Origin of the sequence: Dyella sp., assembly GCF_036568765.1 — a bacterium.
Lineage (GTDB): Bacteria > Pseudomonadota > Gammaproteobacteria > Xanthomonadales > Rhodanobacteraceae > GSA-30.
On the sequence record NZ_DATCRY010000016.1, the window covers coordinates 1 to 11,208 of the forward strand.

Genomic DNA, 11,208 nt, shown 5'->3' on the forward strand with positions numbered 1-11,208 from the left:
GTGGGAACGTGGCAAACCCTACCCGCCACTGGCGACCATCCAGATCGCCTCGCTGCTGCGCCAGCACGGCCACGAAGTTTCGTTGTTCGATGCGATGCTGGCCGATGGGGTGGAAGATTATGGACCGGCCTTTCGGGCCGCCGCGCCGCAGCTGGTGGTCTTCTACGAAGACAATTTCAATTACCTGACCAAGATGTGCCTGAGCCGCATGCGCGACGCGGCCTGCCAGATGGTCGCCGAAGCGCACGCCGCCGGCGCGCGGGTGATTGTGGCCGGTTCGGACGCGTCCGATCATCCCGAGGCTTTCCTGGCCGCTGGCGCCGACGCGGTATTGGTCGGCGAGGGCATTGCCGCACTACTCGAGCTGATCGGTCGGCTCGAACAGGACTGCTCGATCGATCGTGCCGACTGGTTGTCCGGCATCGTCGGCGTGGCCGGCACGGTCGGCGGGCAGACCCAGCTCACGCGTATCGGGGTGCAACCGCCGGATACACGCGTGGTCGGCCACCCGGCTTGGGATCTGATCGATATCGAGCGCTATCGCGCGATGTGGATGGCACGCCACGGCTACTTCAGCCTCAACATGGCCGCTTCGCGCGGCTGCCCGTTCCGTTGCAACTGGTGCGCCAAACCGATCTGGGGCAATCACTACAAGCAACGCACCGCGCAGGATGTAGCCGCGGAGATGAGCTATCTGAAGCACACGTTCCGCCCCGACCACATCTGGATGGCCGACGATATCTTCGGCTTCCACGTCGACTGGGTCACTGAGTTCGCCGATCATTTGCACGAGAGCGATGGCTCGGTGCCCTTCACCATCCAGACGCGCGCCGACCTGTCGAGCGAGCGCATGGTGGCCGCCCTGGCGCGTGCCGGCTGTGCGGAGGCATGGATCGGCGCCGAGAGCGGCAGCCAGCGCGTGCTCGACAGCATGACCAAAGGCACCAAGGTGGCCGAGCTGATCGCTGCGCGCGAACGTTTCGGCGAACACGGTGTCCGGGTCGGCTTCTTCGTGCAGTTGGGTTATCTAGGCGAGCAGTTGCCCGATCTGCTCGCAACGCGTGAGCTGATCGCGCAGGCCGCGCCGGACGATATCGGCGTTAGCGTGTCTTATCCGCTACCGGGCACGAAGTTCTACGAACAGGTCAAAGCGCAGTTGGGCGAGAAGACCAATTGGCGCGATAGCGACGATCTGGCCATGATGTTCCGTGGCGCCTACGATTCGGAGTTCTACCGGGACATACGCGATCTGCTGCATGAGCAAGTCACGCTGCAGCAATCGCGCACGACACGTTCGGCCGCCGAGCAGGCACAGGCCGAAGCCGATCTGAACATGCGCTGGGAAGATCTGCTCGCGCGCGAACAGGCCCACCGCTCGGCCGATGCCACACCTTCACCTCTACAGGTTCCTTCGCGCCATGCTGCCACCGCTCAAGGTCATTAAGCGCGGCTTGCGCCGCACCACCGAGGCACTGGCGGCGGAGCTGGCTCTTGCGCGCCCGGGTAGCGACACACCGCCGTGGAGCGACCTCGAATGGAGGCTGGCGGCGGCAGCGACCGCCGCGCATGGCATCGCGCCGCTGCTCAGCCGCGATTCCACCTGGCAGCACGCGACATGGCAGCGCTTTCTTGCCGAACAACGCGCGCACGTCGAGGATCGTTACCGGCGCATTGCCGATCTGCTCGAACGCATCGACACCCTGGCGCGTACCGCCAACATCGCTATCGTGCCGCTGAAGGGTTCTGCCCTGCATGCGCTGGGCTTGTATGCGCCGGGCGAACGGCCGATGGCCGACATCGATTTGCTGGTGCGTCCGGAAGATGTCGACCGGGCAGGTGACGTGCTGCAGAAGCTCGGCTATGCCGAGTCGTTCCGGCAATGGAAACATCGCGTATTCAAACCGGAGACCGGGCAACCGATTCCCTGCCTGGGCGAGCACCGCGATACGCCGGTCAATATCGAATTGCATACGCGCATCCTGGAGCGCCTGCCGGTCGCCAGTGCCGATGTTACGGCACAGGTGTTTCCTCGCGATCCGCAGCCAGGCCTGAATCCCTACCCTTCCCATGGCGCGCTGATGAGCCATCTGCTGCTGCATGCGGCGGGGAATATCTGTACGCGCAGTGCGCGCCTGATGCACTTGAACGATATCTCGCTACTTGCCACACGCATGGCCGCCTCCGATTGGGATCTGTTGTGGAGCGGCCAGAGGCCCTGGTGGGCATTTGCGCCGCTGCAGCTGGTGGCCCGCTATTACCGCAACGCCATACCTGCCGCCGTGCTCCGTCGGGCGGCGCGCGATTGTCCGCCGTTATTGCGGGCGGCGATGCGTCGCCAGACGTTGACGCGAGTGTCCTGCTCGGAACTGTGGCTACATCCGTTGGCTGGGCTGGAATGGTCGCGCTCGGCGGGCGACATCATTCGTTATATGAGGAATCGGCTGCGACCGTCGCAAGAGGCCAAGCAGGAACGGGCCGATATGTTGCGCACGCAATTGTGGTTGCAAGGCCAAAGCTGGGTGCGGCAGTCGCACGTGCGGCGCGCCGTGACGTGGCTGACTCGACCGGTGCCGCGGATGGACACGATGTATGTGGTACGGGCGGCGTTAGGGAGTAAGGCGTTGTCGCCCTGAGGAAGGAGTTCTCGTGCGTGCGGGGTTGCCCCTCACCCCACGCCCCCAACTACGCTGGCGGGCTGGTTACGCAAGTGCGAAAAAAGAAGGCTCGCCTGAGTGTGCTCCCTCTTCCCCATGGGTGAGGGGAAGCCCTTCACGCCACCGCTTGTCGCCGCTTTCGTCGCGTGCACACCAGATGCAAATACAGCGCCTCAAACATCGCTGCCGTATGATCCGCATCCTCGAGCATCGCGCGACGCTGCGCCTGCCATGCCAGTCGAAGACGCAGATCTTCGTCCTTCAGCACACGACGCATCGCCGTGGCCAACGCTGCCCAATCGCCAACCGGGACTGCCAGCGCTGCCGTCGGCGACCACTCGGCAATATGCCCCACTGCCGTACCCACCGTAGGCACACCGGCAACGGCCGCCTCCAGCAGGACCAGCGGACCGGCTTCATGCCGTGACGACATCACCAGCAAATCGGCAGCCTCCACGACAGACCGCAACTCTTGCTGCGTCTTGAACCCGAGAAAGCGTACGTTCGCGTCCAGACCGAGATCGTGCGCGCACTGCTGGATCTTGCCCTGCAAGGTATCCACACCGACGATATCCATCCGCACATCGATGCCGCTTTCGACGACGGCAGCCAACGCGCGCAATAGGGTCGCCTGATCCTTGACCCGGTTGAGACTGGCCACGTGTACCAGGTGCGCTGCCGTCCCGGCGCGGCGACGCGGCGCCAACGGCGGCCAGGCACGCAGATCGACACCGAGCGGCACCCGGCGGGCCTTGATACCCAGCGCGTGCAACGCATCGACGATCGGCGCGCTGGCTGCGGTGACTGCATCGGCCAGGCGCAGCACGACCGCTTCGCGCGAGCGCGCCCACACAGTTCGCCGCCCGCCATAGCCGATATCATGCAAGGCAACCAGTTCGCCGCCAGCGATGTGCACAACGCTCGGCAGGCGCAACCACATTGCCGCGGCTATCGCGACCAGGCTGCAATGGCCCGAAAAGATCGCGTGCACCAGATCGAACGGCGCACGCCGGTGCTCGGTGCGAATCGCCGCGATCGCACGCAAGCGCTGCCAGCCGTCGCCGATGTTGTGCACCGTGGCGCCGACCAGTTCCCAGCGTCCGGGCTGCGCCTCCTGGCGCAGCGCAAATACGTGGACTTCGTGCACACGCGCCAGGCGCGCAATCAGGCTCAGGAACACCGGAATGACACGGTATTCGCCACTGCGATCCACACCGCCAGGCACGACCAATGCGATCTTCACCCCACCCTCCGCCTGCGGTGTTCGAGCACGTGCGCATAAGCATCGGCCCAGAGGCGGCCTACCGCCGCGAACGACAGGTGGGCGTCGAAATGCGCACGCACCTGCGATACGGAGGGACGTATCGTAGCCACCGAGACCAATGCATCGGCCAGGCGCGCAGCATCGCCGCATGGAAACAGTTGTCCGACGCGGCCACCGTCGGTGAGCGCGCGAAACGACGGGATGTCGCTGAGCACCGTCGGCACGCCGCAGGCCAGCGCCTCCATCGCGGCGTAACCGCAGCTTTCGCCCAGGCTGGCCGCCAGGAACAGATCCGCTGCCTGCAGCAGCGTTTCGATGTCGGCATGCGGTACCTTGCCCAGGAGTTGTACGCGCCCCTGCAGGCGCGCATCGCCATCGATGCGCCGCTGTACCGCATCTCGCAGCGGTGCCCGGCCGAATGCGCAATACAGACGTAGCCCAGGCAAACGTTCTACTGCCCGTGCCACGCCTTCGAGCGCGGTCATCGGATCCTTGCCGGACGTCAGGTGGCCGACCCAGAGCACGCAGGGGTCGCCATAAAGGCCAGTCCGCTCACGTGCCTGCATGCGCGAGCCTGGAGAAAACCGGTTGCTCGACTCGGGAATGGCAAACACCGGTAGCAAAGCTCCGAATAAACCGGCGTCCAGCCATGGTTGGGCCTGTGCCGCGGCGGTGAAAGCTACGCCCGCGGCAGCGGTGTACCAGCGTCGTGCCTGCAGGCGACGCCACCAGGGCGGAACACGATCGGCATGATCTTGCAGAATCTGCGGCAGGCCCGGTCGGCGCTGGCCGATAGCAAAAGCTTCGTCGGCAAAGCCCAGGCTATGCGCATGCACCACGTCGACATCCAGTTCGTCCAGACACGCCGAGTAGCGCAATGCCCGGCTCGCCGGCGCGGTATCCGTGCCGATGTCGATGAAACGATAATCGATGCCGTTGCGAACGATGCGTTCGGTGCGCGTGGACGCCTGGATCACCGTTACCCGCACATCCGCGCTGGCTACCGCTTCGGCAATGTCCGCCAGCGAATGCCATTCCTCGACGATCCGGGCATGCGATACCTCCGCCGGTACCGGCAGGAAGTTGATCTGAGCGACACGCACCGGAGGCATGGACGCTAAAGGCTCTGCGCTTGCGGCATGCGCAGGCGTACCAACCGGTTGGCCAGGTTCAGTTCCCACGGCCGATGGTAGTAGCGCGTGCTGTAGCGCCAGCTTGCGATGGTGGAGAGGCCGCGCTTGACCCAACGCGGCGAGCGCAGATCCTGGACGGTCGGATAGCGGTAGCGCAGCACAGTGGAGAAATCGTGGATGCGCTGACGTAGCTTGTCGGTCAGCCAGGGAGCGTCCATGTGGCAGGCATAATCGACCCAGCGCTTTTCGGTCCACTCTTCCGGTGTCGTGGGAAAGACCACCGGCTCGCCGTTGACATCGAACAGAGGGGCCTGTTGGCGCTTTTTGCGATCTTTCTCGTGACGGCTGTTCTCCGGTAACGGCGTATACACGTAGATCACCACTTCCGACGCCGGATTGATCTGCTTGAGCTCGCGGATGAATTCGAAGGTCTGCTCGGTTTCTTCCTCGGTGTTCACCGGCGGTGCCATCATGAAGGACAGCTCCGGAATCACGCCATGGCGCCGGCACAGCTCGACGGCTTCCACCGTCTGGTCGGGGCGGGTGCCCTTGCGGATCTCCTTGAGCATGGCGCCGCTCGGCGACTCGGCGCCGATATAGGCCATGCGCAAGCGGCTCTTGCGGATCAGCTTCCAGGTGCTTTCCGATAGCTTGAGCAACGCGTCGGAGCGTGCAAAGCACCACCAGGGCATTTCCAGCTTCGCCATCACTTCGAGCAGGGGAATCATGTCCTGCTCGCGATCGAAGAAATTGTTGTCGTAGAAGTGAATCGAATCGGCGCCGAGCTCATATTTGAGATAGCTCAGTTCGCGCTCCAGTCGCGCCGCGGTGGGTAGTGCGGTGGCCCCACCGAACATGGCCGCCACGCCGCAGAAGGTGCAGCGGAAGCGGCAACCCAGGGCCGCCTGATGCGACGCTGTACGGCGACCGAGAAAGCTGCGCTTGAGGTAGGCGCGCGGATCGCCGAGCTTTTCGTAGGGCAGCACCAGCGATGTCTCGCCGCGCGAGAAAGGCCGGTTCGGGTTGTGGACGACCTCGCCGTCGCGGCGCCACGTCAGGCCACCGATCTTGGCCAGATCGTCGGGTGTGGGAGAGCCGTCGGCCAGGACTTGCACCAGCTCGGCCAGGCTATCTTCGCCCTGACCGTGCATGGCGTAATCGACGTAGGGCGCAACCATCGTCGTGTCGCTATGCAAGGTCGGAAAGTAGCCGCCCCAGATGATCGGCAACTGCGGAAAACGCTCACGCACCGCTTGCGACACCGCAATCGCCGGTGCAAGCTGCGGACCGCCCATGACACTGATGCCGATCGCGTCGAAGCGCTCGCGCTCGATCGCCTGCAATGTGGCGGCGACGACATCGCGATCCCGGTTGCCGTCGACGATGCGGCTGCTGCCGTGTCGGTCCAATGTCACGGCGAGGTTCAGCAGCGACAACGGAAAGCGCGCGCTGGACCATGAAGTAATCGGCGGATTGACAAGCAATGTGTTGGGCGAGGCGGTCATATTGCACCTTCGGGTTTCGATAAGCGCCGTAGCCGGAAAACCAGGGCCACCGGCACATCCAGCGCCACGGGATCGAAATGGGCGCCCGTGGGTATATCGGCAGGATCGAGCATCGGTTCGACCACGCGCTCGATCGACAGGCCCAGCGCAACGCAGGCCGCGTGCCAATGGCTGTACAAGTGCGGCGTGTGCTCCACGGCATAGCGGCGACCGTCGGCCTTGAAATCGCGCAGCCAGCCAAGCGCATGGCCGGTGGGATGCACATCGCTGATGAGGATGCTGCCGCCCGGCCGCGTGACGCGGCGCAGTTCGGCCAGTGCGGGTGCAAGTTGCCGTACGTGCCCGATCACCAGACCGCATATCGTCAGATCGACGGCAGCGTCCGGCAACGGCAACTGCGGCAGCTGTCCCTGCTTGAGTTCGACGGCGGCGCGGCCTTGCCAGGACGCGAGTTCCGCGGCGGCGCGTTCGAGCATCGCTGGCGCCAGGTCCACGCCGGTCACGTGCGAGGCACCGCGATGTAGCGCGTGCAGCATGTAGCGTCCGCTGCCGCAACCGGCATCGAGCACCGCCCGACCTTCCAGACGATCGGGTATCAAACCGAGCAGCGCCCGTTCCTCGGCGCGCATGACCGGATTGTGCGCGTGTGCGGGATAGTTCGCCGCCCACAGCGCATACGCGGCGGCGGGTTCGAGAATGGGTGTGACAGACATGATGTGGCTCCGCATCAGCCGTTCGCCGCATGCGCGGCACGGCCGGTGGCACCGGCGTGGCGTTGCAGCGGAACTTCCAGCCCAGGTTCGAGCGCAATCAACGCAGGCTCGGCCAGATAACGCGCCAGCAACTTCGGTCTGCCGTCCAGCGTTGCCGAGACCGCCGGTACGCCAGCCACGGCGAACCACTCGGCAAAGTCCGGATCGGCAATCTGCGGCACGCCATCGCGCACTACCGCACGAATACGACTCCGTTCGATGCCGACCAGGCTGGAGGCTTCGTCGCCGCCACGATCTTCCACGACGATCAGATCCGCAGGCGCGCCGAGGGACAGGCCGCCACGGCCGTGCAAGCGCAGGATGCGCGCCGCGTCCGTCGTCGCCAATCCCAGCAATTGCCTTGGCGTCAGTCCGTAGTCCTGGATACCGGTCAGTTCGTCGAGCAGATCGCGCGCGCCGCTCAGGCGCGAATCGCTGCCGAGCGCCAGGCGCCCAGCGGCATGCAGCCGGCGCGGATCCAGCGTGCGCCCGAGCAAGGCCAGATTGCTTGTCGGACACCACACCACAGCCGCATCGTTGACGATGACGCGATCGATATCGCGCTCGCTCAAGCCCACACCGTGAATCAGCACGCTGTTGGCGGCCAGGCAACCGCGCCGGTCGAGCTGATCGAGCTCGGCCTGCGCCACCGGATCGGTGCCTTCGGCCAGATGGATCATCCACGGCCACGCGACAGGCGTGGCGGCAAAACTTTCCTCGAGCGGCGGCCCATAGCCGGGTCCTGCCACGGCATAACACCAGCCGAACTCGCGCAGCAGCGCTACGGGAAAATCGGCCGCATCCAGGCTGGTATGCCAGGGATCGTGATGCGCCACGAAGGTGGTACCCGCCAACAGGTTCTTCAGCGCGCCGTGGCGCATGCGCAGCGCCTTGGGCAACTGCAAGGCGGCAACGACCGCGGGGTTGTCGAAATGCCGCTGGAAAGCGGCGATCCAGGCGTAGCTGTTCGGAAATGGCTTGTCGCTACGCAATGGCGGTATGCAATTGACTTGGAGGTGATCGTGCGCATTGATCAATCCAGGAAAGACCAGGTGATCGCGTAACTCCACCCGATACGCATGCGAGGCTTGCGTATCGGCGATACGGCCTGCACGCAGCGTCAACGGCGTGCGCGAGATACTCTCGGGCATCACGGCGACCGCGTTGCCGAGGCTGACATCGATACGGGTCCGCAGCGCGTCCACGTGCGGTCAGCGCCGATGCATCACGATCAGAAAGTGGTCGCCCATGTCGCGCAACACCGGTAGCGCGCCGAAGCGATCGTCGAGACGGCCGAGCCGTTCGCACCACTCGCGCTTGCGACGGTAGTAATCCACTAGGTACGGCGGCGGCATGAACAAGCTCAAGGCGCGATAGTTGTGTAGCGAGAAGTGCTCGGCGAAGGGACGGTAGAACTCGCGCGGCAGGTAGTAGTACGTCCAGATCGTGTGACGATTCATGCCCACTGCGGTGGCACCACGCGCGGCGCGTATGCCAGCGCGGCGAAAGCGACCGCGCAGTGCGTAGTGGCCGACCTCCCACGGGCAGATCCGGCCGATCACCGAGAACACCATGCTCCCGCCCGGCCGAAGCAGGCGCGCGCACTCGGCGGCAACTTTCGACAGATCCGGCGCGCAGTTGAGCGGACCGAAGTTGGAATAGATGCCGTCGAACTCGCCATCCAGCTTATCGAGCTCCTGGATGCCAACGTGCCTGGCGACCAGATGCCCCTCCTGGCCCGCAGCCGCCGCACGAGCGCGCGTGCGCTCCACCATTTGCGGCGACCAGTCGGTGGCGACCACGTGGTAGCCGCGTTGGACGAATTCCAGCGCATCCAGGCCGGTGCCGCAGCCCAGGTCGAGGAGGCGCGAGCCCACCGGCAACTCGGCGTGCACCGTATCCCACAGGGTCTGGCGCATGCGCTGGATCAGCTCATTGTTGCCACGCGGGCCGTCATAGTCGGCCGCGACACTGTCGAAGGCGCGCTGCGTTTCCAGCAGTTGCCTGTCGTCCAGCGAAGCGGCACCGCGGCCGTCGGCGAGCTGGGGTTGTCCGGTCATCGGGGTCTCCATGCCGGCCATGCGGGTATGGCCGGTTTGCGCAAGGTCTGTCTGCCGTGAGTGCTGGACGGCGTCGGTTTGGTTGAACTGAGGCGCGGGTTTTTAGGGACGAGGGTTGAGCAGCGAGGGCGCCAAAACCGCCTACCCGAGGTCAGCATCAGGGTTGCGACACGTTGTATTGCCGGATGCCGCAACTTGCCGGGCTTTTGCCCTCGCAACCCTCGTTCCTAAAAACCGCGCCCTCAAAACTTATCGACGCCGTAAAGCGTTGCGCGCAATCGCCGCCAGCACGCCCAGGCCCAGGCCCAGGCAAATACCCATGCCCCAGATCAGCACGCGATTAGGCGAAGCCGGATAGTCGGGTACGTAGATCGGCCAGACCAGCGACGTTTCATAGGTGTAGTTGCTGGTGAGGCGCATGGCGAGCTCGTTCTGCGCCTGCTGCAAGCCGCGGATCTCTTCGTTCTTGTTGGCCAGCAGCACGCTGGCCAGCGCCGGGCTCGGTGCGCCCTTGGCGGTCGCGTCGTCCTTGCCGCCCGGCACCGCCGAATCGGATAGCCGCTCGCGATCGGCAAGGGCGTGGGCCAGATCGGCTTGCAGTTGATCCCGACGTGCCTGCGCCAGCTTCAATACACCGCCTTCGAGCTTCTGATGGATGGCGTGCAGATGCTCGAACGTAGCGCTGGCGAAGCGCTGCGCCTGCTCGGGCGTATAGCCGCGGATCGTCAGCTTGATCATGCCGGCATAGGGCGATGGATCGAGCCTGAAGCTCTTGCGATAAAGACTGCCTTCGCGCGACTTCGGTGGCAGGCCGAGGTTTTCCACGACCTCGTCCTGGAACGCGATGGATTGCAAGCGCTCGATCGTGCGTTGCAACGGTTCGGCGCGAGGGTCCTGGCCCTGGGGCACGGCGCCGACCTGGCCGATCTGAATCCATGCAGTCGCCTCCCATTTGGGCTTGGCCATGTGGGCATAAGCGAACGTGCATGCCAGGACGATCGCCAGCACGGCGACGAGCCAGCGCCACTCGCGCCGGAAGATTCGCCAGAGATCGATCAGGTAGATTTCGTCTTGTTCCATCGCTAGGGACTCGGGGTGATGGTTTGCGAAGGGGATGGCACGACAGCGCGCGTGCGACCGGGCAGCCACGCCGACAGCAATTGCATGACCAGGCACAGGCCGACGAAGCCGAAATTCATCCAGGTATAAGCTTGCGGCGCGAACGGCGACATCACGCACACATAAGCCATACGCAGGAAAATCAGCAGGGAGAACAACGGCACAGCCGGCTGCAGCCGGCGAACGCTCCAGGCCAATCCCGCATACAACAGGACGATCGAGCCGAGCGCACCGGGCGCGCCCCAGGCAAGCAGGAACGGCATGAATTCGGTGCCCACATTGATATTGGAGGCATCCAGCGGAATGGTGGTGCCCGCCGTGGCGACGGAGCCGGCAAACGGCACGATCTGGTTGATCAGAAAGCTGGCATTGACGTACTGCTTGGCCAGCATGGCGGCGAAGTTATAGGGACCGGCGCTGATATAGAGCAACAGCCACTTGATGCCTTGCGGCATGGCCCGATAGAAATCGCTGAAGGGCAACGCCACAGTATCGAGCGAACCGGAGCGCAACATGCCCAGGGCCGAAAACACGCCGGCACCCGCCAGGCCGAGCACACCGACGATTTTCCATGGCACCGGACGCGCCGGATCGCGCCGCAGCAGGATCGTCATAGCCAGCGCGAACAGGCTGGCGAATATCCGGTTGCGGTCGATGACCAGGATGGGGAAGGCGACGCCCACGACAAGCAACGCGTAACGCAACCCACGCTGCCTTATGC

At 64.6% G+C, this 11,208-nt stretch carries 9 protein-coding genes and 1 pseudogene; 2 read left to right on the top strand and 8 right to left on the bottom strand.

Annotated elements, in window-relative coordinates; translation table 11 throughout:
- Positions 1-1,444, top strand: a 1,444-nt coding sequence (locus tag VIM98_RS00880; protein ID WP_331991199.1) for a radical SAM protein, incomplete at its 5' end; no start/stop codon positions are given.
- Positions 1,419-2,633 (top strand): nucleotidyltransferase family protein, encoded by a 1,215-nt coding sequence (locus tag VIM98_RS00885; RefSeq protein ID WP_331991200.1) that lies wholly within the window; start codon positions 1,419-1,421, stop codon positions 2,631-2,633. The genes VIM98_RS00880 and VIM98_RS00885, both read left to right, overlap by 26 nt.
- Positions 2,634-2,769: 136 nt before the next feature.
- Here the strand turns inward: VIM98_RS00885 and VIM98_RS00890 are convergent, their stop codons facing one another.
- The 8 genes and pseudogenes from VIM98_RS00890 to VIM98_RS00925 form a co-directional block, all read right to left on the bottom strand.
- Entirely contained in the window at positions 2,770-3,897 is a 1,128-nt protein-coding gene (locus tag VIM98_RS00890) for a glycosyltransferase family 4 protein (protein ID WP_331991201.1), read from the bottom strand.
- The gene (locus VIM98_RS00895; protein WP_331991206.1) at positions 3,894-5,021 is read right to left on the bottom strand and encodes a glycosyltransferase family 4 protein; all 1,128 of its coding nucleotides are present in this window, start codon (positions 5,019-5,021) and stop codon (positions 3,894-3,896) included. The genes VIM98_RS00890 and VIM98_RS00895 overlap by 4 nt, the downstream gene beginning before the upstream one ends.
- A 14-nt stretch (positions 5,022-5,035) precedes the next feature.
- The gene (locus tag VIM98_RS00900) at positions 5,036-6,556 is read right to left on the bottom strand and encodes a B12-binding domain-containing radical SAM protein (protein WP_331991202.1); all 1,521 of its coding nucleotides are present in this window, start codon (positions 6,554-6,556) and stop codon (positions 5,036-5,038) included.
- Positions 6,553-7,269 (bottom strand): class I SAM-dependent methyltransferase, encoded by a 717-nt coding sequence (locus VIM98_RS00905; protein WP_331991203.1) that lies wholly within the window; start codon positions 7,267-7,269, stop codon positions 6,553-6,555. Before VIM98_RS00905 ends, VIM98_RS00900 begins: the two co-directional genes overlap by 4 nt.
- A 14-nt stretch (positions 7,270-7,283) precedes the next feature.
- Complete coding sequence (locus tag VIM98_RS00910) at positions 7,284-8,459, bottom strand: amidohydrolase family protein (RefSeq protein ID WP_331991207.1); 1,176 nt, start codon at positions 8,457-8,459, stop codon at positions 7,284-7,286.
- Between the two features lie 60 nt (positions 8,460-8,519).
- Positions 8,520-9,368 carry a class I SAM-dependent methyltransferase gene (locus VIM98_RS00915; RefSeq protein ID WP_331991204.1) on the bottom strand — a complete coding sequence of 283 codons (849 nt, stop codon included), beginning with the start codon at positions 9,366-9,368 and terminating at the stop codon, positions 8,520-8,522.
- A 249-nt stretch (positions 9,369-9,617) separates the two neighbouring features.
- Positions 9,618-10,448 carry a Wzz/FepE/Etk N-terminal domain-containing protein gene (locus VIM98_RS00920; protein ID WP_331991205.1) on the bottom strand — a complete coding sequence of 277 codons (831 nt, stop codon included), beginning with the start codon at positions 10,446-10,448 and terminating at the stop codon, positions 9,618-9,620.
- Positions 10,449-10,450: 2 nt separating this feature from the next.
- Positions 10,451-11,208: pseudogene (locus VIM98_RS00925) on the bottom strand (hypothetical protein); the annotation flags it as partial.

Excerpts from the sequence above, each read along its gene's own strand:
- VIM98_RS00885 (WP_331991200.1), top strand. The coding sequence starts at position 1,419 with ATGCTGCCACCGCTCAAGGTCATTAAGCGCGGCTTGCGCCGCACCACC.
- VIM98_RS00900 (WP_331991202.1), bottom strand. The coding sequence starts at position 6,556 with ATGACCGCCTCGCCCAACACATTGCTTGTCAATCCGCCGATTACTTCA.
- VIM98_RS00905 (WP_331991203.1), bottom strand. The coding sequence starts at position 7,269 with ATGTCTGTCACACCCATTCTCGAACCCGCCGCCGCGTATGCGCTGTGG.
- VIM98_RS00910 (WP_331991207.1), bottom strand. The coding sequence starts at position 8,459 with ATGCCCGAGAGTATCTCGCGCACGCCGTTGACGCTGCGTGCAGGCCGT.
- VIM98_RS00915 (WP_331991204.1), bottom strand. The coding sequence starts at position 9,368 with ATGACCGGACAACCCCAGCTCGCCGACGGCCGCGGTGCCGCTTCGCTG.
- VIM98_RS00920 (WP_331991205.1), bottom strand. The coding sequence starts at position 10,448 with ATGGAACAAGACGAAATCTACCTGATCGATCTCTGGCGAATCTTCCGG.